Origin of the sequence: Centipeda flueggei ATCC 43531, from assembly GCF_000160695.1 — a bacterium.
In the GTDB taxonomy this organism is placed as follows: Bacteria; Bacillota; Negativicutes; order Selenomonadales; family Selenomonadaceae; genus Centipeda; species Centipeda flueggei.
This window is the reverse complement of sequence record NZ_GG694008.1, coordinates 201,529-225,310: the sequence shown is the minus strand read 5'-3', so window position 1 is coordinate 225,310 and position 23,782 is coordinate 201,529. Positions and strand designations below refer to the sequence as shown.

At 54.6% G+C, this 23,782-nt stretch carries 25 protein-coding genes; 24 read left to right on the top strand and 1 reads right to left on the bottom strand.

Features of this window, described 5'->3' with window-relative positions; all coding sequences use genetic code 11:
- Position 1: 1 nt before the first annotated feature.
- From whiA to HMPREF0908_RS08555, 4 genes are all read left to right on the top strand, one after another.
- A complete protein-coding gene (gene whiA, locus HMPREF0908_RS08570) occupies positions 2 to 931 on the top strand; it encodes a DNA-binding protein WhiA (protein WP_006691098.1) in 930 nt (309 codons plus the stop codon).
- A complete protein-coding gene (locus HMPREF0908_RS08565; RefSeq protein ID WP_006691097.1) occupies positions 928 to 1,791 on the top strand; it encodes a polysaccharide deacetylase family protein in 864 nt (287 codons plus the stop codon). Before whiA ends, HMPREF0908_RS08565 begins: the two co-directional genes overlap by 4 nt.
- A 30-nt stretch (positions 1,792 to 1,821) precedes the next feature.
- On the top strand, positions 1,822 to 3,051 hold the full coding sequence (locus HMPREF0908_RS11335) for a hypothetical protein (RefSeq protein WP_006691096.1): 1,230 nt from the start codon (positions 1,822 to 1,824) through the stop codon (positions 3,049 to 3,051).
- Positions 3,052 to 3,154: 103 nt separating this feature from the next.
- Positions 3,155 to 3,688 carry a methyl-accepting chemotaxis protein gene (locus HMPREF0908_RS08555; protein WP_006691095.1) on the top strand — a complete coding sequence of 178 codons (534 nt, stop codon included), beginning with the start codon at positions 3,155 to 3,157 and terminating at the stop codon, positions 3,686 to 3,688.
- Between the two features lie 65 nt (positions 3,689 to 3,753).
- Here HMPREF0908_RS08555 and HMPREF0908_RS08550 read toward each other — a convergent pair whose 3' ends face one another.
- Positions 3,754 to 4,209: a nitrous oxide-stimulated promoter family protein gene (locus tag HMPREF0908_RS08550; RefSeq protein ID WP_006691094.1), complete on the bottom strand. Its 456-nt coding sequence runs from the start codon at positions 4,207 to 4,209 to the stop codon at positions 3,754 to 3,756.
- 161 nt (positions 4,210 to 4,370) lie between these two features.
- On the opposite strand from HMPREF0908_RS08550, the gene HMPREF0908_RS08545 reads away from it, so the two are divergent.
- From HMPREF0908_RS08545 to HMPREF0908_RS08450, 20 genes are all read left to right on the top strand, one after another.
- The gene (locus HMPREF0908_RS08545; RefSeq protein ID WP_156778233.1) at positions 4,371 to 5,630 is read left to right on the top strand and encodes a sensor histidine kinase; all 1,260 of its coding nucleotides are present in this window, start codon (positions 4,371 to 4,373) and stop codon (positions 5,628 to 5,630) included.
- Positions 5,627 to 7,084, top strand: a complete 1,458-nt coding sequence (locus HMPREF0908_RS08540) for an aminotransferase class I/II-fold pyridoxal phosphate-dependent enzyme (RefSeq protein WP_006691091.1) — start codon at positions 5,627 to 5,629, stop codon at positions 7,082 to 7,084. The genes HMPREF0908_RS08545 and HMPREF0908_RS08540 overlap by 4 nt, the downstream gene beginning before the upstream one ends.
- A 2-nt stretch (positions 7,085 to 7,086) precedes the next feature.
- The gene (locus tag HMPREF0908_RS08535; RefSeq protein ID WP_006691090.1) at positions 7,087 to 7,782 is read left to right on the top strand and encodes a dTMP kinase; all 696 of its coding nucleotides are present in this window, start codon (positions 7,087 to 7,089) and stop codon (positions 7,780 to 7,782) included.
- Positions 7,775 to 8,041, top strand: a complete 267-nt coding sequence (locus tag HMPREF0908_RS08530) for a DUF4160 domain-containing protein (RefSeq protein WP_006691089.1) — start codon at positions 7,775 to 7,777, stop codon at positions 8,039 to 8,041. Before HMPREF0908_RS08535 ends, HMPREF0908_RS08530 begins: the two co-directional genes overlap by 8 nt.
- 5 nt (positions 8,042 to 8,046) lie before the next feature.
- The gene (locus HMPREF0908_RS08525; protein ID WP_050755868.1) at positions 8,047 to 8,346 is read left to right on the top strand and encodes a DUF2442 domain-containing protein; all 300 of its coding nucleotides are present in this window, start codon (positions 8,047 to 8,049) and stop codon (positions 8,344 to 8,346) included.
- A gap of 139 nt (positions 8,347 to 8,485) precedes the next feature.
- Entirely contained in the window at positions 8,486 to 9,025 is a 540-nt protein-coding gene (gene rnmV, locus HMPREF0908_RS08520) for a ribonuclease M5 (protein WP_006691087.1), read from the top strand.
- On the top strand, positions 9,022 to 9,900 hold the full coding sequence (gene rsmA, locus HMPREF0908_RS08515) for a 16S rRNA (adenine(1518)-N(6)/adenine(1519)-N(6))-dimethyltransferase RsmA (RefSeq protein ID WP_006691086.1): 879 nt from the start codon (positions 9,022 to 9,024) through the stop codon (positions 9,898 to 9,900). The genes rnmV and rsmA overlap by 4 nt, the downstream gene beginning before the upstream one ends.
- A complete protein-coding gene (locus tag HMPREF0908_RS08510) occupies positions 9,897 to 10,682 on the top strand; it encodes a PHP domain-containing protein (RefSeq protein ID WP_006691085.1) in 786 nt (261 codons plus the stop codon). Before rsmA ends, HMPREF0908_RS08510 begins: the two co-directional genes overlap by 4 nt.
- 67 nt (positions 10,683 to 10,749) lie before the next feature.
- On the top strand, positions 10,750 to 11,691 hold the full coding sequence (locus HMPREF0908_RS08505) for an AEC family transporter (RefSeq protein WP_040572655.1): 942 nt from the start codon (positions 10,750 to 10,752) through the stop codon (positions 11,689 to 11,691).
- Positions 11,692 to 11,754: 63 nt separating this feature from the next.
- A complete protein-coding gene (locus HMPREF0908_RS08500) occupies positions 11,755 to 12,735 on the top strand; it encodes an SDR family oxidoreductase (protein ID WP_006691083.1) in 981 nt (326 codons plus the stop codon).
- Between the two features lie 112 nt (positions 12,736 to 12,847).
- Positions 12,848 to 14,239 carry a sugar transferase gene (locus HMPREF0908_RS08495; RefSeq protein ID WP_006691082.1) on the top strand — a complete coding sequence of 464 codons (1,392 nt, stop codon included), beginning with the start codon at positions 12,848 to 12,850 and terminating at the stop codon, positions 14,237 to 14,239.
- Between the two features lie 16 nt (positions 14,240 to 14,255).
- A complete protein-coding gene (locus tag HMPREF0908_RS08490) occupies positions 14,256 to 15,170 on the top strand; it encodes a glycosyltransferase family 2 protein (protein ID WP_050755867.1) in 915 nt (304 codons plus the stop codon).
- A gap of 177 nt (positions 15,171 to 15,347) precedes the next feature.
- Positions 15,348 to 16,145 (top strand): glycosyltransferase family A protein, encoded by a 798-nt coding sequence (locus HMPREF0908_RS08485; protein WP_006691080.1) that lies wholly within the window; start codon positions 15,348 to 15,350, stop codon positions 16,143 to 16,145.
- Entirely contained in the window at positions 16,142 to 16,903 is a 762-nt protein-coding gene (locus HMPREF0908_RS08480; RefSeq protein ID WP_006691079.1) for a glycosyltransferase family 2 protein, read from the top strand. The genes HMPREF0908_RS08485 and HMPREF0908_RS08480 overlap by 4 nt, the downstream gene beginning before the upstream one ends.
- Before the next feature lie 37 nt (positions 16,904 to 16,940).
- Entirely contained in the window at positions 16,941 to 17,972 is a 1,032-nt protein-coding gene (gene gmd, locus HMPREF0908_RS08475) for a GDP-mannose 4,6-dehydratase (protein WP_040572654.1), read from the top strand.
- 24 nt (positions 17,973 to 17,996) lie between these two features.
- Positions 17,997 to 19,319 carry a sugar phosphate nucleotidyltransferase gene (locus tag HMPREF0908_RS08470; RefSeq protein WP_006691077.1) on the top strand — a complete coding sequence of 441 codons (1,323 nt, stop codon included), beginning with the start codon at positions 17,997 to 17,999 and terminating at the stop codon, positions 19,317 to 19,319.
- 8 nt (positions 19,320 to 19,327) lie between these two features.
- Positions 19,328 to 20,272, top strand: coding sequence for a GDP-L-fucose synthase family protein (locus tag HMPREF0908_RS08465; protein ID WP_006691076.1), 945 nt, complete (start codon positions 19,328 to 19,330; stop codon positions 20,270 to 20,272).
- 145 nt (positions 20,273 to 20,417) lie between these two features.
- Positions 20,418 to 22,154 carry an ABC transporter ATP-binding protein gene (locus HMPREF0908_RS08460; protein WP_040572653.1) on the top strand — a complete coding sequence of 579 codons (1,737 nt, stop codon included), beginning with the start codon at positions 20,418 to 20,420 and terminating at the stop codon, positions 22,152 to 22,154.
- A gap of 45 nt (positions 22,155 to 22,199) precedes the next feature.
- Positions 22,200 to 22,778 carry a D-sedoheptulose-7-phosphate isomerase gene (locus HMPREF0908_RS08455; protein WP_006691074.1) on the top strand — a complete coding sequence of 193 codons (579 nt, stop codon included), beginning with the start codon at positions 22,200 to 22,202 and terminating at the stop codon, positions 22,776 to 22,778.
- A 1-nt stretch (position 22,779) separates the two neighbouring features.
- A complete protein-coding gene (locus HMPREF0908_RS08450; protein WP_040572652.1) occupies positions 22,780 to 23,775 on the top strand; it encodes an SDR family oxidoreductase in 996 nt (331 codons plus the stop codon).
- Positions 23,776 to 23,782: the final 7 nt, after the last annotated feature.

The window sequence follows — 23,782 nt, the reverse complement described above, 5'->3', positions numbered from 1 at the left end:
GATGCCGTCTTTTGCCTCAGATGTGAAAAATGCACTTTCGCGTACGGATGTTGACCGCGCCTGCTGTCAGACGGCAGAACTGGCCGCACTCCTGCGTATGGGGGCCTCTGCTGCGACGGATGGAGTGCGTGGGACGGGGCTGCGCTTTACGGCGGCGAGTGCCGCCGTAGCACGCCGCGTGATTCGTCTGCTGCGCGCCATGGACAGCTCTATCGAGACTTCTGTTGCGATGGAGCGTACGCCGCAGCTGCGGCGGCGTCTCTATATCGTCAACATTGCGGCGGGAGAGACTGCTACCCCCCTCCTGGCACGTCTCGGTTTTTCCGCTGACGGGGCTCTGCGCACAGGGAGCGATCTCGCCCTGCTGCGAAAGAAGTGCTGCCGCGCCGCTTACCTGCGCGGTGCATTCCTCGGCGGCGGCAGCGTCAACCGCCCCGAGGCGGCGTGTCACCTTGAGATCACGTCACGAAGCGAGGCCATGGGGCGTGCACTCCATACACTCCTTCGACGGCTGCATTTTCCTGTCGGGATCACCGATCGTCATGAGATGTATGTTGTCTATCTCAAAGAGGGAGATGCCGTGATGGACTTCCTCTCACTCGTCGGTGTGGAGGAGGCGGCAGAGGAGATTGAGGTTGCACGCAATCTGAAGGAGGTGCGTGCGCAGGTCAACCGTATCGTCAACGTTGAGACTGCAAACCTCCAGCGTGCTGTGGATGCTGCCGCGGATCAGACGGCGGCGATTGTGCGGCTGGAGGAGACGGGGCGGCTTGCTGCCCTGCCGGAGGAGCTGCGCGAAACAGCAGAGATGCGGCGTGCCCATCCGGAGATCAGCATGGCGGAGCTGGCGGAGCTTTGCCACATCAGCAAATCAGGAATGAGCCATCGTCTGCGGAAACTCCGCATGATGGCAGAGGAGGAAACAGATTGATTCGAGGTATTGCACGGCGGCTCACGCATGGACTGCCGCTGCCGCTGCTCATTGTTTTGGCAGCCTTTGCATGGGTACTGACAGCACAGCCGCCGGCGGGCTTTCCCATACTGGAATATCACATGGTGAAGGATGACGCGAAACCCGATGAGGTGCGCTACGCCGTTCCGCCCGAGGAGTTCGCCGCACAGCTGGACTATCTCACGCAGGAAGGATATACGACCATCACGCCGCAGGATTATGCGCGTGCACGCAAGGGAAAGCAGGAACTGCCTGAAAAGCCTGTCATCCTCTCCTTTGACGACGGCTATGAAGACAACTGGCGTGTTGTCCTGCCGATGCTTGAGGAGCGCGGAATGAAGGCCGTGTTCTACGTTGTGACGAATGACATCGGTCAGCCCGGCTATATGACGTGGGACAACCTGTTTGATCTGGAGCGGAGCGGCATGGAGATCGGCAGCCATACGGCAAATCACATTCCGCTCACGAAACTTTCCCCGGAGGAACGGTACGATGAGCTGCACCTCTCGAAACTGCTGCTCGAATGGCGTGGGCTGAAGACAATCTACAGCTTCTCCTATCCGAACGGGGCGTATGACGAGGCAATCGTTGCCATGCTCCCTGAGGAAGAGTATCTCACCGCTGTGACAGGTGAGGCGGGGCTGAACAACCTTCAGACGAATCCGTATCTCCTGCATCGCGTCAATATCCCCGCACCATATCTCGGGATGACGGAGTTCCGCCTGCGCTTGATGAAGGCGGATCTTGCAGCACGCACGGCGGTGCGGATGGCAGAGCTGCCTGACGGAGTGCGTGCACCGCTCGAAAGACTGCGGGATGCGCTGCGGAGTACACGATAACAATGAGAAAGGAAATGCAGGATAACGGGCATGAATAAGGGAATTAAGGGAATACAGGCGGCAGCATTGGCCACTGTCCTCTTTTGTGCGGGTCACGCTGCGGCAGCGCAGCACACCGAGGGCACAACCATCGTGCGTGAGCGCGGTACGGCAGAGGAAAACATACGGAAACGGGTGGCAGATATCATCGGAACACAGGCACAGCCGCAAAACCATGTATTCTCCCACGGAAGCACGTATGTGATGCGGCGTTGGGATATGACCACACAGGATACGGGGGGGACTCTGCTTTTTTCGGATAGTCCTGAGTATGTCAGGGAGAGCGGTATCCTTTACCGCGATACGGTGGAGGGGGATGCACGTGTCCTCTACTACCACCTGAACGATACGGCACAGCCGAAGAAGGTGGCCGTCATCCTCGAGACGGATGCAGATCTTGCCATCGTCTCTGTGACGCGCGGCGGTTCAAGTACACCGAGTACGGATTATCTGCGCGTCGGAAAGGCAACGCAGATCGCCTACTTCGATGCGCAGCAGCGTGAGGAGCGTATTCATGTGACGAAGGAGCGCCCGCGCCTGCTTTCTCCGGCGATGAATACCACAGTGCTCGCGCCGGGCGAACTGGTCTATGGGGTCTATGATTTTCACACGAATGCCCCTGTCCGTGTTTCCGTCGTGATGTATGGTGCTGATGTCGATCCGTTTGCCTTCCTGCGGACAGCGCGTATCCTCCCACGTGACGAGGTTGCCCTGCGCGGCACGTTTCATGGGATGGACCGCATCCTCAGCCTGCCGCGGGCGTATTATCCTGCGCGGGACGGAGCCGTCTATTTCCCCATTGCCGACAACGTCCATGATATCTATCGCCGCGGAATTGATGCGACAGACGGAACACCTGTCGTCAACTATGGCAACTACGGCATCCTCTACCAAATCCGCCTGCCCATGGCGGGACGCGGACGGATGAACTGTTTCCTCAGCCCTCTCGGCGGCGTTTATGCAGGGGCAGTCAGTGCAATGAGCGGCGGCGGCCGCCGTCTTGTGGAGACACCGGCAGCGCGTGCGTTCTTCGGCGATCAGACACAGCCGGAGTCGCCCCAGGCCGCACAGGCACGTGCGGAGGGCCTGTGCAGACTCACCCCGTACACGGAGCTTGCCGACCTTGGCACGTATGGGGCAGATGCACCGGTCACCTTTCTTTACTCGCCGCCGGGGGCGTCGAATTTGCCCGTAAATATCATCCTTATGCCGGAAAAATGAAAATTTTTCCATGAGGAAGGGATTTTTCCAACTTTGTGGAATAAATCAAAAAGAGCTCTTATGAGAGAATTTATTCCCGGGGTAGGATCAGGGAGGAAGAAGAATGGCAGAAGAAACGAAAGAGACGCAGATTGACCATGAGCGTCTGTTGACGACGATCGAACAGATTGCAGTGTCAACGCAGACGGTATTTCAGGCAATCGAACAGGTGGCAAAGAGTGCAACAGAACTCGCGAAGGCAGGGCAGGAGTCTGTCCAGCAGGCAAAGTTCCTTCAGGAGCGCAACGCCGACACGATGAAGGTGATCGACTTCATCACAAATATCGCGGGACAAACGAACCTGCTCGGACTCAATGCTGCCATTGAAGCGGCTCGTGCCGGTGAGCAGGGACGCGGCTTTGCTGTTGTGGCAGAGGAAGTGCGCAAACTCGCAGAGCAGTCACGTGAGGCAACGGAGCGCATCCATGCTACGCTGACAGAGATGAACCGCGCCGTTGAAGACATCTCGCGGTCCATCGAGACGACGGGCTCCATCAGTGAGCAGCAGGCAGCGTCCACGCAGGAGATCACGGCGAACCTTTCGCAGGTGACGCGGTCCACTGAACAGCTCAGGGACTACGTCAAGAGCCTCGCGTAATCCTTGTACACCAAAGGGCTGTATATGAAGCAGAACTTCATATACAGCCCTTTCTCTATGCCGTGTTACTTCTTCTTCTCTTTTCCCTTGGCACGCGTCTTTGCCGCCTGCTCCTTTGCTTTCGCCTTGTCGTTGGTCTTCTTCTGCTGCTGGTATTTTACGTAGTCCACGCCCATGCTTGCCAGCTTGTGCTTGATCGCCATGACCGGGTGGCGCAGGAACATTCCACGCTGTGTGGACTGCATGATCGTAAGGAAGTCCTGTGTTGCCTTCGCACCGAAGCACGGGCGGTCGCAGCGGTCGCAGATCGGCTTTGTGATACCGTAGGGACAGCGGTCAATCTTTGTGAAGACGGTGGCGAGAAGTGCCGTGCAGGAAGGACAGAGTTTGCCGTTTTTCGGCTTGTGGTGCTTTGCACAGTAGACGCTGAAGGTCTTGCGGATGTTCTCCTTCTCCTTCGGGATGTTGTTCTTCAGCTCGGGCGGCTTGCGTTTCGGCAGGAAGCGTGAAAAAATACTCATGGAGTTCACCTGTACTTTCGTTTTATTCCTTATCTATGGAATGTATTTTTCTCTCCGTTTTGTCATTTTACCGATTTTTAGAAGAAAATGCAAGGAGTAAGGGAACGTGACTTTTCATGATAAATGGGGTACAATAAAGCGCAAAGAGATAGGAGGATATGATGCGCACAACAGACAGACGGCGGATGAGCAGTGCACCCGCAGACGATCAGCCCGTGGAGGGGGTTGAAGAGGGACAGCTGCGCAAACTGCTGACCAATACGATCAACACGATCGAGGACAACAAGACCCAGATCTTTGACATCTATGAAAATACGCGCAAGGAAGTGGAGGGGGCACGGCGCCGTCTCCTGGAGCTGAAAGAACACGTCGCTGCGACCATTGAACGTGTGGATGCCCTTACCGCAGAGGAGCAGCAGGCCAAGCGGCGTCTCGCCGAGGTGAGCGAGAAGTTCACGGAATATACGGAGGATGAGATCCGTAAGACGTACGAGGCGGTTTCCATCATCCAGATCAACCTTGCGATTGAGCGCGAGAAAGAGCAGTCCATGCGTGTGGAACGTGACAAGCTTGAGATACGTCTGCGCTATCTTGGCAATGTGGTTGCCCGTGCGGAGCAGATGGCGCTCTCTATCGGCTCGGTACTCAGCTATCTCAGCACACAGGTGAGCGGGGTGATCTGGCAGATCGAGGCGGTACAGAAGGATAAGTTTGTCGGTGCGAGGATCATCAAGGCGACGGAGGAGGAACGTTACCGCATTTCGCGTGAGATCCACGACGGACCTGCGCAGGATCTCGCGAACTGCCTGTTTACGTCGACGATCATTGAGCGCGTGATGGATCAGGACGACATGGCGGAGGCAAAGAAAACGCTTGAGGAACTGCGCGGCGAGATCCGAAAGTGCCTGACGAGCGTGCGGCAGATCATCTTCGACATGCGGCCGATGGCGCTTGACGATCTTGGGCTTCCGCAGGCGGTGGAGCAGCTGATTGCCCTCTTCGGTGAGCGCGGAAAGCTGCGCGGGACGTTCAGCATCGAGGGGGAACACTATGATCTGCCGAAGCACGTGGAGATCGCCGTCTTCCGCATTGTGCAGGAGGCGCTTAACAACGTCGTTCAGCATGCGCGGACGGATCAGGTGCGCGTGCGGATGCACTATACAGCGCAGGCGCTTACCGTACTGATCGCAGATGAGGGAATCGGATTCTCTCCTGACCATGTGGATGAAACGGCAGACGATGAGGACGACGATGCGCTCGATATGGAGTCGCAGCGCAGGCGCCGCGGACGGCACTTCGGCATGATCGGCATGGAGGAGCGGGCAAAGCTCATCGGCGCCGAGATCCAGATTCTCTCCGAGCCGGGCAAGGGGACGAAGGTGCATCTGCGTGTGCGCAACCGTATGGTGGAGAACGCTTGAGCGCGCCGATTGCAGAGGCACTGCTCCGCTATGCGGGATGCGGCGTTGCTCCCTATCACACCCCGGGGCATAAGGGCGGACGCGGGGCGCATCCGCTGCTGCGGCGACTGCTTACCGACGAGGGACTTCGTGCCGATGTCTCGCTCTCAGCAGAACTGGATGACTTTCATGCTCCGACGGGCTGTATTCGTGCGGCAGAGGAGATGGCGGCGCGCGCGTACGGTGCGGACGCGGCATTCTTTATGGTCAATGGGACGACGGGCGCCGTCCACACGATGCTGATGGCGGCGGTCAACCCCGGGGATACTGTTTTGGTGCCGCGCAATGCGCACCGCTCCGTCGTCGGAGCAATGATTCTCATGGGTGTACGGCCCGTTTATCTCGCCCCCGAGATAGATCCTCGGCTTGGGATTGCGATGGGCGTATCTCTGCGAACGGTGGAACATGCCGTGCAGGAACACCCCGAGGCGCGTGCCGCGCTTCTCGTCCATCCGACTTACTACGGTGTCACATCGGAGCTTTCGGCGATAGCTGACGTTCTCCACGACCATGGGATACTCCTCCTCACGGATGGCGCACACGGGGCGCATTTTGCGTTCTCGGAGGAACTGCCGCCGTCGGCGATGGCGGCAGGGGCAGATCTGTCAGCAGAGAGCACGCACAAAATGCTCGGTTCGCTGACGCAGACCTCGATGCTTCTCATGCGCGGCGGGCGCGTGCCGCCGGAGCGGATTCGCGCGGCATCGGGCGTTCTCCAGACGACTAGTCCGAATGAGATCTTCCTTGCATCGCTCGATCTGGCACGTGCCCAGATGGAGGAGGAGGGAGCACCGCGCATCAGCGATCTCGTTCGCCGTGTCGATGACCTGCGGCGGCGCATCAATGCGCTCCCGGGACTGTGGGCGTTCGGCGCGGAACGTATGGGCGCACCCGGTATGGCGGCACTCGACCGTACGAAGATCACCGTGCAGGTGATGGGGCTCGGCATGACGGGCTTTGCGGCGGAGGAAGAACTGCGGCGGCGGAATATCGCCTGTGAGCTGGCGGATGCACGCAACGTCCTCTTCCTCCTTTCCTATGCGGATGGTGCATCGGAAACAGAGCGGCTCTATGCGGCACTCCGCAGCATGGCGGAGGAGTATGCGCCGCGCTGCACCTCACGCGGCGCAGGAGAGGCGGCACTCTGCGGCCTCCCCTCACTGCCGCAGACGCGGCTCACGCCGCGTGAGGCGTATTTTTCGCCCAAGGAGCACGTGCCCGCAGAGAATGCTGTGGGGCGTACGGCAGCAGAGACGATTGTGTTCTACCCGCCGGGGATTCCCGTCCTCGCGCCCGGTGACGTGATCGACGCAGAGACGCTCCGCTATCTGCAGATGATGCGGGCCATCGGAGCGCGTGTCGTGGGGGCGGAAGATGTGTCTCTCGATACGGTGACGGTGATTGCGAAAGGATAAGTATGGCACGCGGAAAGCTCTTTATCATCGAAGCGGGCGACGGCTCGGGCAAGGAAACGCAGACGCGCCTCCTCGCACAGCGTCTCATACGCGAGGGGCATCGCGTGCGGGCCGTTGCCTTTCCTGACTACGAGGCGGATGCGTCGATGCCGGTGCGGATGTATCTGCGCGGCGACTTCGGCATGCAGGCGGACGAGGTGAATCCATACGCCGCCTCGACCTTCTTTGCGGTTGATCGCTACGCCTCCTATCGGATGAAGTGGAGGCAGGACTATGAGGCTGGGACAATCATCCTTGCTGACCGCTATACCACATCGAACATGGTGCATCAGGCGGTGAAGATCAGGGATGCAGCCGAGCGCGATGCCTTTCTCGACTGGCTCGATGACTTCGAGTTCAACAAACTTGGACTGCCTGTGCCCGACGCCGTATTCTTCCTCGACATGGAGCCGTGCGCGGCAGAGCGCCTGCTCACCGCGCGCGCACAGGCGAAGGGAGAGACGCCCGACATTCACGAGCGCGACGCGGACTACCTGCGCCGCACTCACGATGCCTATGTCCTGCTCACCGCACGCTGCGGCTGGGTACGCATCCCATCGAGCGCAGACGGCGCACCTCTCCCCATCGAGGAGATTCATGAGCGGCTGTATGCGGAAGTGGGGAAGTTTTTGACGACGGGGAGAGAATCGCATGCCTGAAATCAGCCTGTTCTTTGGTATCCGTATCACGATTTACCACAACGATCATAACCCTCCGCATATCCATGCGGAATATGCAGGGAATAAAGCCACGATAGATATTCAGAATGCCAGTATTTTGAATGGGTACCTTCCCAATCGACAGCTAAAACTTGTCTTGGCATGGTGTGTTCTCTATCAGGATGAACTCATGCAGGACTGGGAATTGGTCAAGGCTGGCAGAGAGCCCAATCCGATACCGCCGATGATAAGGAGATGAGGAAGATGGATTCTCGTTTCTTCCCCGAAGTACTGCAGGTTGTCCCAGGGGATAACTACACCGTCTATGCGTATTTCAACGATGGCACGGTGCGTCGTTACGATGCATCGGAGCTTGTCATGCGTTCGGGCATCCTCGCACAGCTTCGTGACCGTAAGGTATTCGTGGATCGTCTGACGGTGATGAACGGCACAGTTGCATGGGATATCGCCGGCAATCGTGATGAAACGAAATGTATCGATATTGATCCGTTTACGGTCTACGCGTCACCCGTGGTGAAAGACCCGCTGGAAGAAGCTGTATGAAACCTCTCCGTATTACGATAGGAAAGTCAGTATCCTGTAAATGAAAAAGCCTCCCCCGTTTACGGGGGAGGGGGACCGCGTGAGCGGTGGAAGGGGCGAATACAGTGATGTGCCAGGATGAGGAGTGTAAGAGCCGATTGTGATCAAAGAAGTCATCATCGTCGAGGGCAAAATGGACGTTGCAGCGGTGCGGCGTGCCGTCGATGCGGACTGCATCATCACCGACGGATTTCGTCTGCGCAGTGCAGCAATCAAAAATATCCGTGCCGCCTATGAAAAGCGCGGCATCATCATCCTCACTGACCCCGATACGGTCGGTGAGCGCATTCGTGCGCGCCTGACCGAGATATTCCCGCGCGCCCGCCACGCCTTTATCCCCGTGGAGGACGCGACGAATGCGGGAGACGGCGACATCGGCGTGGAGCAGGCATCCCCCGCGGCTGTCCGTGCGGCACTCGAAAAGGTGCGCACGCCGGTGGAAGAACCGGAGGAGACTTTTTCCATGAGCGACATGATGCACGCGGGACTGACGGGAACGGATGACGCCGCTGTACGGCGCGCACAGGTCGCACGCCGCCTGGGCCTCGGCTTCGCGAATGCCAAGACCTTTCTGCGCCGTCTCAACACTTACGGCATTACACGCGCGGAGTTTACTGCCGCACTGGAGGATATGGAATGAATGCAGGTATCCCAGTGATCGCTGACCCCAAGGTCACGCGCCACATCCTGAATGCCTTTCACCTGCGCGCGAGCAAGCGGCTTGGGCAGAACTTTCTCGTGGATGCGGGCGTGGTGCGCGCCATCGTGGATGCGGCTGACCTCAGCCCTGCAGATACTGTCCTCGAGATCGGCCCCGGCATCGGTACGCTGACCCAGGGACTCGCTGAAAGCGGTGCCCGCGTTGTTGCTGTCGAGTTGGACAAGAAGCTCCCTGCCGTACTTGCCGAGACGCTGAAAGGCTATGACAATGTGGCCATTGTGCCGGGGGACATCCTGAAACTGGACATCCTCCGCATCCTGAACCTCGGTGCGGGAGAGCAGTTCAAAGTCGTTGCGAACCTTCCCTACTACATCACGACGCCGATCCTCATGGCACTCCTTGAACAGCATCTGCCCATCGCGCGTATGGTAACCATGGTGCAGAAGGAGGTCGCCGTCCGTATGACGGCGCGCCCCGGCTCGAAAGACTACGGGGCGCTCTCCATCGCTGTGCAGTACTATACGGATGCACATATCGTCATGGATGTACCGCCGCGCGCCTTTATGCCCGCACCCGAGGTCACGAGTGCCGTCATTGCCTGTCGTGTGCGGGAGACACCTTCTGTCTGTCCAACGGATGAAAAGCTGTTCTTCCGTCTCGTTCGCGCTGCCTTCGGACAGCGGCGCAAAACACTCCTTAATGCGCTCACGGGGGCGGGGCTGACAAAGGAGCTCTGTCGCGCGGGGCTTGCGGCAGCAGGACTTGCTGCGTCCATACGCGGGGAGCAGCTTTCCCTCGCGGACTTCGCTCGACTGTCGGATGCCGTGGGCGCGATTTTGCCGGAGGAGGAATGACCATGTTCTTTGACAGCCATATCCATACATCATTTTCTGCTGACTCTGAGATGTCTGCCCAGGAGGCTCTTGTCCGCGCGGCAGAGCAGGGGATTGGGCTCGTCTTTACCGATCATCTGGATTATGACGTCCCGGCAGCAGGTGAGGAGCAGTTCATCTTTGATCCCGAGGCGTATTGGACAGCATACGAACCGCTGCGCGGGGATGTGCTCTCTCTCGGTGTCGAGGTCGGTCTGATGGCGGGGACACATGAAAAAAACACCGCATTTCTGCGGCGTGTTCCGTTTGATTTTGTCCTTGGCTCCATTCACTCACTGGAGAGCAAAGATCTCTATCTGCCCGAGACTTATGCGGGGCGGGAAAAGCATGAGATGTACCACGAGTATTTCACCGCGATGCGCACAGAGATCTATGCTCAGCCCGAGATCAACGCACTTGCACACATCGACTACATCGCGCGCTGTGCCCCATTCGACAACCCTGAAATCAGCTATGGCGACTTCACCGACGACATCAACGCCGTCCTGCGTGCGCTCGTCGAGACGGACACCGTGATCGAGATCAATACGCGCCGCCTCGGCACGCCGCGCGGCATCAAGGAACTGGCGCCCATCTATCACCGCTACCGCGAACTCGGCGGACGCTATGTCACCATCGGATCGGATGCCCATGTTCCCGAGGCGGTCGGCGTGCGCTGTGACCGTGGGCGTGAGCTTGCCCATGCCTTTGACCTCACCGTCGTCACCTTCCACGAGCGGAAGATGCAGATCTGTGACGAGTGAAGCTGTTTATTGCCCTCTTTTTCTTTTCCTGCTATAATATAGGACAATGGACGGAGGAAAGTTCGTCGTGTTGAGCAATTTTTTTGTTGCACTTGGCGGCGTCGTCCCGCTATTCTGCTTGATGGCCGTCGGGCTTTTCGTTAAGCACGCACGCCTCCTTACCGAGGAAGAACTGAAGCACGTGAACCGTATGGTGTTCCGTGTGTTCTTCTTCTTCATGATGTTCTACAACATCTACGTCTCTGACCCGCAGAAGGCGTTTCAGCCGATGCTCATGGTCTTCGGTGCGGGCGGCGTTATCCTGACGGCGCTCGTCTTCGGTGCGATCGTCTGCATGATCGAGAAGGACAATGCACGGCGCGGCCCGATGATCCAGGCGAGCTTTCGCGGCAACTACGTCCTCATGGGCGTCCCGCTTGTCGGCAACATCTTTGGGGACGAGGCGATTGCCATCCCGACCATGATGATCGCCGTCATTGTCCCCCTCTACAACATTCTCAGCGTCTTTATTCTTGAGACATTTCGCGGCGGGCAATTCAACCTGCCGCATATCCTGCGCGGCGTTGCAATGAACCCGATGATTCTCGGCGCGATACTAGGGGCATTGTGCCGCGTCGCAGAACTGCCGATTCCTGCGCCCGTCCTGAAACCCGTCGCACAGATCGCGGCGGCGACCACGCCCGTCGCACTCATCATCCTCGGGGCGTCGTTCCATGGCGGCAGCTATCACGCGCATCTGCGTCAGCTCATCTTCTCGGTCGCTGCGCGGCTCATCCTCGTGCCTGCTGTCGTGCTTGCCTGTGCTGTCGCGATCGGCTTTCGCGGCGTCGAGCTTGTCACGCTCATCGCGATCTTCTCTACGCCCTGTGCTGTCGCGGGCTTTGCCATGGCACAGCAGATGCAGGCGGATGCCGAGCTCGCGGGCAACTGCGTTGTCTACAGCAGCGCACTTTCCTGCTTTACCATCTTCGGCTGGGTGTTTCTGTTTAAGACGTTGGGGCTTTTCTGAAGAATCATCGACAGCAGCGCGGTTGTATACCGCACCTATGGCATCGGATAGAGGAGTATTGCCGTGAATTACCGTGACATTTTGCTTCCTGCGGACAGCTTGTTTCTCATCACCGGCGGGGCAGGCTTTATTGGTTCGAATCTGTGTGAAGCAATTTTGTCATTGGGGCACAGGGTTCGTGTACTGGATAACTTGTCGACGGGGCATACAAGGAATATAGAGAACGTTTGCGGCAACTCGAAGTTCGAGTTTATTGAAGGGGACATTAGGGATCTTGCAGCATGTCATCATGCCTGCCAAGACGTTGACTATGTACTGCATCTGGCGGCAGAAGTCAGCGTCCCGGAGAGTATCGATAAGCCGATTGACTACACCATGACGAATATCATCGGTACGGTCAATATGATGGAAGCGGCGGCAAAACATGGTGTGAAGAAGTTCACCTATGCTTCGAGTGCGGCCGTCTACGGCGATGATGAGACCATGCCAAAGAGGGAGGAGATCGTCGGGCGGCGCCTCTCGACATACGCTGTGACGAAGTTTGCGGCGGAGGAATACGCGCATCAGTATACCATGCACTATGGGCTTGACTGCTACGGAATGCGGTACTTTAATGTCTATGGGCGCCGTCAGGATCCCAATGGGGCGTATGCAGCGGTCATCCCGACGTTCATCGAGTGCCTTCTGCGTGATGAGCCGCCGACCATCAACGGTGACGGAGAGCAGTCACGCGACTTCGTCTATGTGGACGACGTCGTACAGGCGAACCTTCTCGCATGTGCCGCACCGCATGAGGCGGCAGGCGAGGCATACAACGTCGCCGCAGGAAAGCAGCTGAGCCTCAATGAGATGTATGCTGTGCTCAGCAAACTTTTGAACAAAGATTTGCAGCCGGTCTTTGGTCCCGTGCGAAAGGGGGATATCCGCCGCAGCGGTGCGGATATCGCAAAGATACGAAAATACCTCGGCTATCACCCTGAATACGACTTTGCACGGGGAATCACAGAGGCAATCCAGTGGTATAAAGAAAATTTGAAAGCGTAAAGAAGGTGCAGGAGTGTTTCCCTAGATTGTGAGAGATACTCCTGTTTTGATTGATATGCTGATTTAATGCTATAAAATAGAGCATAATATAGATAGAAAGTTGTGGCTTGATATGGAAGAAAAGAAGTTTTCTGTCTTGCCGAAACTGATATTGCTCTTTGGTGATATAGGAATCGCCGTATCCGTGTACGCCTTTGTGACAACTGTTATCTTGGTGCGTGTTGACCTGATCGGCAACTTTGGCCTATATCAAGGCATACTCCCTGTGCAGATCATATTGATGGGACTCCTGTTTAATATCAATGGCCTCTATACAATTGAAAACAAGCGCTTTGCTGAGATCCTGTTCTCTTTGGTGGTCAGTATCGTGCAGATCCTCGTCCTGACAATGGCGTTGACCTTCTTCATTCGCGAGTTTGCTCTTTCGCGCGGTGTCTTGTTGTCGTGTGCGGGACTGGATCTGATCTTCCTTTCTGTATGGCGGCATTTGGTTTGGCGTTATATCAGGGCCAGACAGAAAATTCGCGGAGTCATGCTGATTGGCGGCGAGGAAGAGTGTCAGCACGTCTACCATCGTATGAAACAACAGCCGCAGCTTGCGATGGAACTGCGCTCCATCTGTACCGACCTGGCAGGCAGTGACTGGGAGACGGCGGCAGAGCAGGTGGATGTCCTCATTATCTGCCCGGACATACGTCTCAAGGACAAGGCACGGCTCGTTCACTACTGCAATCTTCATGAAAAACAGGCTCTTCTGATCCCCAATGCATACGAAGTGTTCTGCAGCAGTATGATACTTGACAAGATTGATGATGTTCCCGTTTTTCGTCCGCAGCGTCTCTGTCCCACGCTTGAGCAGCGCAGCCTGAAGCGCATCATGGATATCGCAGTGGCGTCGGCGGGATTCCTCATGGCACTTCCGCTTATGATTCTGACAGCCGCTGCTGTCAGGATTTTCGACTCTGGACCGATTTTCTATACGCAGGAACGGGTAGGCCGCTATGGACAGCCGTTCAAACTGTATAAGTTTCGTACCATGCGTGTCAATGCGGAAAAATTGAGCGGCCCTGTGCTCGCAAAGGAGAATGACCCCCGTATCACGCGTCTTGGGGCATTTCTGCGTGCTGTCCGACTGGATGAGCTTCCACAAATTTGGAATGTCCTTATGGGGAATATGAGCATCGTCGGCCCACGTCCTGAGCGTCCTTTTTTTGTCGAGCAATTCAAGCGGGAGATACCGGAGTACATCTATCGGATGAATGTCAAACCCGGCATTACAGGACTTGCTCAGGTTTACGGGAAATACAACACGACAGTGTATGACAAGCTCATCTATGATCTTGTCTATATACAGAATGCCAGCATTCGTACGGATCTTACCATCATCATCCAGACCGTACGTGTTCTTTTCCAAAAAAGTGCGGCGGAGGGAGTACATAGCGTGCGAACGAAGGAGAGCTTGAAAGAATTCGACATACAGAAGAACATGGATGGAGATTTTTAGCTGAAGCAATGTCTGTTTGACGGATTTGATGGGGAAATCCTTTTCAACGGCTGCCGATGCTGGTTTTATGGAGAGACTCATAAGGAGCTTGCAGGTGTCAAATTTCAAAATTTCGATTATCACAGTTGTCTATAATGCAGCCGATACGATTGAGCAGACCATTCGCAGTGTCGTAGAACAGGATTACCCGAATATTGAATATATCATCATTGACGGAGGCTCGACGGATGGCACCCTTGATGTCATCAAGAAATATGAAGACAGAATTGCGTATTGGGTGAGTGAGCCGGATAAGGGAATTTATGATGCAATGAATAAGGGCCTCAGCGCTGCGACGGGAGATTATATCTATTATCTTGGGGCGGATGACTGCCTCTATGACACAGCCGTTATTTCCAAGATCGTTTCGTGTTTGAGATCAGAAGCTGAACCGGATGTATTGTGTGGTGCTGTGATGATGGTGGATCCGGTTTATCGAATTGAGAAGGTGTACCGTAGTTTTTTTTCAGAAGAAGCAGTCCTGTCTGGTTACAATGCACCTCATCAAGGGATGTTTGTTCGTCGGGCAATATTAAACCAACACCCATTCGACACAAATTATCGTGTTGCAGCGGATTATAAAAATTTTCTGACATTCTATTTAGATAGTAATATTATACTGAGACAGACAGATCTGATTGTTGCATATTATGCCAATGACGGAGTAAGCGGCAGTGAGATAGAAGTGCAATGCATGGAGTATATTCGCGCCTTGCAGGAAAATGGGCTTGATCCAAGTGATTGTATCAAAAAACGGAGAGGGTATCTTGCAAGGATTAAGAACATCGCAAAAAAAAGATTAAGAAAAACAAGGGCATTGAAGTGCCTCTTACTCCACTATGGGTGGAAACGACATTCTTGTAGTTGGGAGTTTTGTCGGTGGTGCAAGTGATGGATGAGAGAAAGATACGTATTGACGGAAGATGATAACATGGCTGCTATGTTGGGGAATCGCGCAAAACATTTTTATGATACTACCTACGCCAGTGCGGAGAATGTAGATAGATGGCTGCGGATGTTTCAACATATGGGATAGTGCTGGGTGCTTGTATAATATGGGGAACTTACTATGACATTACAGCTGCTGTTGTCTGCAATGGACTTGAAAGACCTATCTTTTTGCAAGGACATGAATGTTCAAAGCAATGTGATTCTCGTGAATCAAAGTGATGTATATCGGTTTAATGAGGAGGTTTATGGTAAATACAAGATAGAAATATATACTTGTTCAGAGCGAGGCGTAGGATTAAGCCGTAATACAGCACTAATGCGGGCGGATGCGGATATTATTCTTTTTTCAGATGATGACTGCATCTATGTAGATGGATATCCGGAAATGGTTCAAAAGGCTTTCCAAGACCACCCGGAAGCCGATGTTATTTTTTTTAATATGCCATCGCTAAATAAGAGTCGAATTGAAGCTATAGAGAAAAACTTTCATCGTGTCAGGTGGTACAATTGTTTTAGATACGGTGCATTTCGCTTAGCTGCTCGACTGGACAGCCTTAGGAAAAAAAATCTTTGCTTTTCGCTTTTGTTTGGCGGGGGTGCAAGATATTCAGCTGGGGAAGATAGTATTTTTATTGTGGATTGCTTGCGCCGCGGGCTTAGACTGTATGCGTCGCCTTGCTGTATTGGGACCGTTCGGCAAGAGAGTTCGACATGGTTTCATGGATACACAGAGAAATATTATCGTGATCGTGGCGCACTTTTTTGTGCAATTTCACAACGCTTCGCGTATTTTCTGTGTGTACAATTTATATTGAGGTATCGCAGAAATACGCGTAATGTTGGCGGCATGTGGAAAGCGTGGAAACTCATGTATCAAGGTGTTAATGAGTATATTAATTATGGACGATGTCTATGAACAAAGTTTGTTATGTAGATAAACGTGTATCGGTGATTATGCCGGTCTATAATGATACAAAATATATTCGTGAAGCGATTCGCTCCGTCTCCTGTCAGACATATCAATTTTGGGAATTGATTGTTGTCGACGATGGCTCGCAACAAGATATAAAGATGGTACTTACGCCTTTGCTTCAGGACCACAGGATTCATCTTATTCGACTGGAACGCAATCGAGGTGTCGCAAATGCGAGAAATGCAGGGATTCAACAAGCAACAGGAAGATATGTTGCTTTTTTAGATAGTGATGATGTATGGCTTCCCGACAAGTTGGAAAGACAGCTCCAGTTCATGAGAAAGACAAAGGCTGCGATGTCGTATACCTCTTATCGCCGCTTTTGCCATGACATACAGGATGCGGGAAAACCTGTTCCAATTGTGTCGGATGTCACCTATGATAAGCTTCTCCGAGGAAACTGCATCGGATGTTTGACGGTGATGATCGATCGATCACAATGCGCATCGCTGAGTATGCCTATGGTTCATCATGAGGATTATGCTGCTTGGCTGAACTTGGCAAAGACAGGAGTCAGGATTTATGGCATGACAGATGATTTGGCAAGATATCGCGTACGAGGCGGTTCACTGTCTGCCAATAAATTGAAGAGCCTGCTGTGGACATGGAGAGTCTATCGAGACAGTCAGCAGCTCACCATGCTGAGATCTTTGATTTATATGGTCCATTATGTCATCAGGGGAATCAGAGCGCGTGTGTGATTATAGAATGTCAACTTTTCCTGTAGGGGATGATATAATGAAAAAAGCACTAATCACCGGAATCACCGGCCAGGATGGTTCTTATCTGACAGAGCTCTTGCTTGACAAAGGCTATGAGGTGCACGGCATTATCCGTCGGCACAGTACGCCATGCACGGAGCGGATCGATCATCTCCTGTCGGATGTTCAGTATGATGGGCGCCTCTTTCTCCACTATGGCGATCTGACGGATTCGAGCAATGCACATGCACTGATCCGTGAGATTCAGCCGGATGAGGTCTATAACCTCGCCGCGCAGTCCCATGTGGCGGTTTCGTTCGAGGTGCCGGAGTATACAGCAGAGGCGACGGGGGTTGGGACAATACGCCTTCTTGAAGCGGTACGTCAGAGCGGGCTTCCCATCCGCTTTTATCAGGCATCGACGTCGGAGCTCTTTGGCGGACTTCCGGATACTGCCCCCCAGAGCGAGACGACGCCATTTTATCCAAAATCGCCTTATGGTGCGGCAAAACTTTATAGTTATTGGATTACGAAGAACTATCGCGAGTCTTATGGGATGTTTGCCGTGAACGGCATCCTCTTCAACCATGAGTCGCCGCGTCGCGGAGAGACGTTCGTGACGCGCAAGATTACGATGGCAGTCGCCAAAATTCTTGCGGGAAAGCAGGAGAAGCTCTCCCTTGGCAATCTCGACGCAAAGCGGGACTGGGGCTTCGCGGGCGACTATGTCGATGGCATGTGGCGGATGCTCCAGCGGGACACCCCCGACGACTATGTGCTTGCGACGAACGAGACGCATACGGTGCGTGAGTTCGTGGAGACGGCATTTCATGAGACGGGCATTGTGCTTGAGTGGCGCGGCACTGGGGGCAAGGAGAAAGGATATGACGCAAGAACGGGCCGCCTGCTCGTCGATGTCGATCCGCGCTTCTTCCGTCCTGCTGAGGTGGAGCTTCTTTTGGGCGATGCGTCGAAGGCGGAGCGGGAACTTGGATGGACGCGTAAGGTGGAGTTCCCTGCACTGATTCGCATGATGGTGCAGGCAGATCGGGAGAAGTACGGGGACTGAGGATTCCGTCAAAGGAGCGTGTATATGCACATCGTTCTGCTTTCGGGCGGCTCGGGGAAGCGTCTGTGGCCGCTCTCGAATGACATTCGTTCCAAGCAGTTCATTCCATTCTTTCGGCAGAACGACGGTTCGCGCTGCTCGATGGCACAGCGGGTGTGCGGCCAGGTTCGCCGTATGATGCCGCTTGCTGATATTACAATTGCGACATCGAAAGCACAGGTTTCCGTGCTGCGGAATCAGTTGGGGGATGCAGTTGATATCTGCGTTGAGCCATGCCGCCGTGATACGTTTCCGGCAGCCGCACTGGTCAGTGCCTATCTGCATGATGTCAAGGGCATCAAAGAGAACGAAGCCGTTGCTGTATGCCCTGTTGACCCCTATGTGGAAGACCGCTATTTCGCCGCCGTGGGTCAGCTGACGCAGCTTGCGGAAACAGGGGCGGCGGAGCTGATGCTGATGGGGATTGAACCAACCTATCCAAGTGAGAAATACGGCTATATTTTGCCGCAGGATAAGGAGCGTGTGAGCCATGTCCTCTCCTTTCGCGAAAAGCCGGATGAAGCGGCAGCACAGCGGTACATCGACGAAGGGGCACTCTGGAACAGCGGGGTGTTCGCCTATCGTTTGGGGTATGTTCTGACACAGGCACGCCAGCTGCTCGGGTGCTCGGACTATGAGGGGCTCCTCTCCGCGTATGAGAGCTTTGAGAAGATCAGCTTTGACTATGCTGTTGCCGAACATGAAACAAATATCAGCGTGCTCCGCTATGGCGGCACATGGAAGGATCTCGGCACGTGGAACACACTGACTGAGATCATGGAAGAAACGGTGCTCGGGAATGTCGTATTGGATGATATGTGCCGCAATACGCATGTGGTCAATGAGATGGATGTTCCCGTGCTCGTCATGGGCGCACAGCATCTCATCGTCGCGGCAAGCCCCGAGGGGATCCTCGTAGCGGATAAGGCATCTTCCAGTCACATGAAGCCCTATGTCGAGCGTATCAGTCAGCCGGTCATGTTTGCGGAAAAGTCATGGGGGAGTTTTCGCATCATCGATGTGGAGGAGGAGAGCTTGACCATCAAGGTGACGCTGAATGCGGGGCACGCGATGAACTATCACAGTCACGCACATCGCCGTGAAATATGGAATGTGGTCAGCGGGTGCGGTACGGTGCTCCTCGATGGCGTGGCACATTCTGCTGCAGCAGGCGATGTGATCGATATTCCTGCAGGGATGAAGCATAAAATCAGTGCGCGGGAGCGCATGGTGGTGATCGAGGTTCAGATCGGTTCATCGATTTCTAAAGAGGATAAGATAAAGTGGACAGAAGAGCACCGAGGCTAGATAGTGCGATGATGGAAAAGAATGCAAAAATATATGTGGCGGGGCATCGCGGCATGGTCGGCTCTGCCATCTGCCGAGAGCTTGAGCGGCAGGGGTATATACATGTTATAACGCGCACTCACGCACAGCTTGATCTTTGCCGCCAGGATGCCGTTGAGGCATTCTTTGCCGAGGAGAAGCCGGAGTACGTATTCCTGGCGGCGGCAAAGGTCGGCGGGATTCAGGCGAATGCCGAGGCTCCGGCAGACTTTATGTATCAGAATATGATGCTCGAGATGAACGTCATCCATGCTGCATGGAGGAACGGATGCCGGAAACTCGAGTTCCTCGGCTCCTCCTGTATCTATCCGCGTCTCGCCCCCCAGCCGATGAAGGAGGACTGCCTCCTGACATCGGCGCTCGAGCAGACGAATGAGGCGTATGCGCTGGCGAAGATTGCGGGGCTGAAGTATTGTGCCTGCCTGAACAAACAGTATGGAGCGGACTATATCTCCGTGATGCCGACAAATCTCTATGGACCGAATGACAACTATCATCCGGAGCACAGCCATGTTATTCCGGCACTGATTCGACGCTTTCACGAGGCGAAGGAGACGCACGCCGCATCCGTGACCTGTTGGGGGGACGGCTCGCCGCTGCGCGAGTTCCTGTATGTGGATGATCTCGCGAATCTCTGTGTGTTCCTCATGAATCACTACAGCGGCGATGAGACGGTCAATGCGGGAACGGGAAAGGAACTCTCGATCCATGCTCTTGCGGAGATGGTCGCCCGTGTGGTCGGCTATCACGGCGAGATCCTGTGGGATAGGGCGAAGCCGAACGGCACGCCGCGCAAGCTCCTCGATGTCTCGAAGGCGGAGAGGCTCGGATGGCACTATAAGACAGAACTCGAGGAAGGAATTCGTCTCGCTTATCAGGACTTCTTGGCGCATCCGGTGCGGGCGGAGCGATAAAAGTGAGAATCCATGCCAATGATTTTGCCAATGTGTTGACAATGATATTTTAATGTTTATACTGTTTTTTATCATATCCTTTTTCTATTCTCTTGTTTTATAAGGGCTCCTATAGTTCTTCCTATCCATGGGGAGTATTTTCTCGATGAAATTATTCTTTCGGATTTTCTCAATTTTTACACCGCGTGAACTCAGGCATTGTGCCTTTCTCGTTGTTGTGATGATAGTCGGTGCTGTCCTCGAGGCAGTCGGCATCGGGGCGATCCTTCCACTCATTTCACTGATGGGGCAGCCGGACTTTCTGACGCGGCACGCAGACATCGCCGCGTACGCCGAGCGCGTTGGGGTTACGACACACACCGGTCTCATCATGGGACTTGCAGGGCTCCTCATCGTACTCTATATCCTAAAGAATCTCTATCTCGCATGGCAGCTTCGCCTGCAGATTGACTTCTCCCTGTCCAATCAGATTCACTTCTCGAAGGAATTGATGGCGAACTACCTCGCGAAGCCCTATCTCTTTCATCTCAATCATAACACCGCTGTGCTTCTGCGGAATGTTAACAGCAGCGGCATTGTCATTTTTTCCAACATATTAATTCCCACATTTCAGCTTCTCACCGAAATCGTTACGGCACTGACGATCTGGCTGGTGCTGATCGCCGCCGATCCATTCACGGCGATCATCGTCGCGGGGGTTATGGGCGGGATGATCTATGTGCTCCTGCGCTCCTTCCGCCGCAGTATGGAAAAGACGGGGCAGATACAGAATGCCTTTGCCGCACGGTATATCCGCTCCGTGAATCAGGGACTGGGCGCAATCAAAGAAACGAAAATCATGCGGAAGGAGGAGTATTTTCTTCGGGAGTTCGAGGAGAACTATGAACAATACGGCGCTGCCAATCGCCGCTATCTCTTTTTGAGTCAGCTTCCGCGCATGATCATCGAGACACTCGTCGTATGCGCGCTCCTCCTGCTCATCATTGGAAAACTTGCCGTTGGATACGCACCTTCGGAGATTGTGCCGCTCCTCGGCGTTTTGGCGTTGGCGGCATTTCGGCTGATGCCGAGTGCGAACCGTATTGTGAACCTGTCAAACGGCATCAAGTTTCAGCTGCCGCTGTTTGATGAGCTGTACCGCGAGCTGATTGCCATCAAATCCCGTAAGTATCACCACCGTAAACTCAAAATCGCTGATGTCCCTCCGCCGCTTTCCTTTACAAAGGAGATTCGCGTGGAGCATCTGGGATTTTCGTATCCTGCCGGGGAGGAAGTGCTGACAGATGTCAACTTTTCTGTACCCAAGGGGAGTTTTGTTGGCATCGTTGGACCATCAGGGGCGGGAAAGACCACCTTTGTGGACATCCTGCTGGGGCTGTTTTTACCCACGCGCGGCAAGATTACTGTCGATGGGGTAGATATTCGCCGCGAGCTGCGGGCGTGGCAGGCGAATATCGCCTATGTCCCGCAGTCCATCTATCTGATCGATGCGACCATTCGCGAGAATGTGGCATTAGGAGAAGCCCCCGATGAAATTGATGATGCGCGGGTTCATAAAGCACTTGCGATGGCGGAACTCGATGCATTTGTAAATGCCCAGCCAAGGGGAATCGAAACGATGGTCGGTGAGCGCGGCGTCAAACTCTCCGGCGGACAGCGGCAGCGTATCGGCATCGCGCGGGCTCTCTATCAGCGCCCCGCAGTCCTCGTCCTCGACGAAGCAACCTCCGCCCTCGACAACGAGACGGAACGGGGAATCACCGATACAATACTGAAGCTCAAAGGCCGGATTACCATCCTCTCCATCGCACACCGCGCCAGCACGCTGGCGGAGTGTGATTTCAAGGTGCGGTTTGAAGATGGTGTGATACACATGGTATAGGTGATAATTTGCGTTGATTGCAGTTGTTTAGAGGAAGAAATTTCCATGCTAATACAAGACTATGAAGTGCAGTACCGTACTGCATACGATGAAAAACTCTATACAGACCACGATGGTAATACGATTAGCGCACATATTGCTGAGGATTTGTCGCTCCTTATGCGCCAGGCGCGGGCAGAACGAAAGCAGCTGTTTTTCGTTGGCAATGGTGGGAGTGCCGGTATTGCCATGCATATGACGGCAGACTTCCTCAAGAATGGGAAGATGCGTGCGGTCGATCTGTATCAACCTGCGACGCTTACCTGCCTTGGGAACGACTATGGCTATGAATATGTTTTCAGCAAGCAGTTGGAAATCTTGGCGAACCCCGGGGATGTTCTGGTCGCGATTTCAAGCTCCGGCAACTCGCCCAATATCCTGCGCGCTGCCGAAGCCGTACAGGCGGTCGGCGGCACGATTGTCACGTTTACGGGGTTCAAGAGTGACAATCATCTTCGGGCAAAGGGACATCGTAATCTCTACGTTCCTTCGATGGAGTATGGGATTGTAGAGTCCATCCATAATCAGATGCTCCAGCAGGTTGTCGATGAAATCATGGCACTCGATGCGCGGGAGGGACGATGAAATGAAATCTATTGTTACGGGCGGCTGCGGATTCATCGGGTCGCATATCGTCGATCGTTTGCTTGCCGAGGGGCATGAACTCATCGTCATCGACAACTGCAGCACAGGGCGCATGGAGAATCTGGCGCATCATCAGGGGAACATTCATCTTACTATTGTGGAAGCGGATATCTGTGACTACGGCACGATTGCGCCGCTCTTTGAGGGAGCGGACTGGGTGTTCCACATGGCGGCACTTGCGGACATTGTTCCCTCGATTCAGAAGCCGCAGGAGTATTTTCACTCCAATGTGGATGGTACGTTCTCAGTGCTTCAGGCGGCAAAGGCGGCGAATGTCAAGCGTTTCCTGTATACGGCATCGTCCTCGTGCTATGGGATTCCGGATCATTTTCCGACCAATGAGCAGGCGGACATCCGTCCTGAGTATCCCTATGCGCTGACGAAGAGACTGGGCGAGGAACTTGCCCTACATTGGGCGAAGGTCTATCAGCTGCCGGTGGTCTCGCTTTGCCTTTTTAACGTCTATGGACCGCGCTCACGCACTTCGGGAACGTATGGCGCGGTGTTCGGTGTGTTCCTCGGACAGAAGCTGGCGGGAAAACCGTATACGATCGTCGGCACAGGCGAACAGACGCGGGACTTCACCTATGTCGCCGATATTGTTGACGCATTCCTTACGGCAGCGAAGTCGGATGTCATCGGCGAGCGATTCAATGTCGGCAGTGAGCATACATATTCGGTCAATCGCTTGGTAGAGCTCCTCGGCGGGGCGGATGCAGAAGTGGTGCACATCCCAAAGCGTCCCGGAGAGCCGGACTGCACATGGGCTGACACAACGAAGATCAACAAGATGCTTAACTGGCATCCGAAAGTGACACTCGAGGAAGGCGTACAGCATATATTGGAGCACATTGACTACTGGAAAAAAGCTCCCGTCTGGACACCGGACACGATTCAGGAAGCCACAGCGGATTGGTTCAAGTATCTCGGGAATTGAGGAAAGC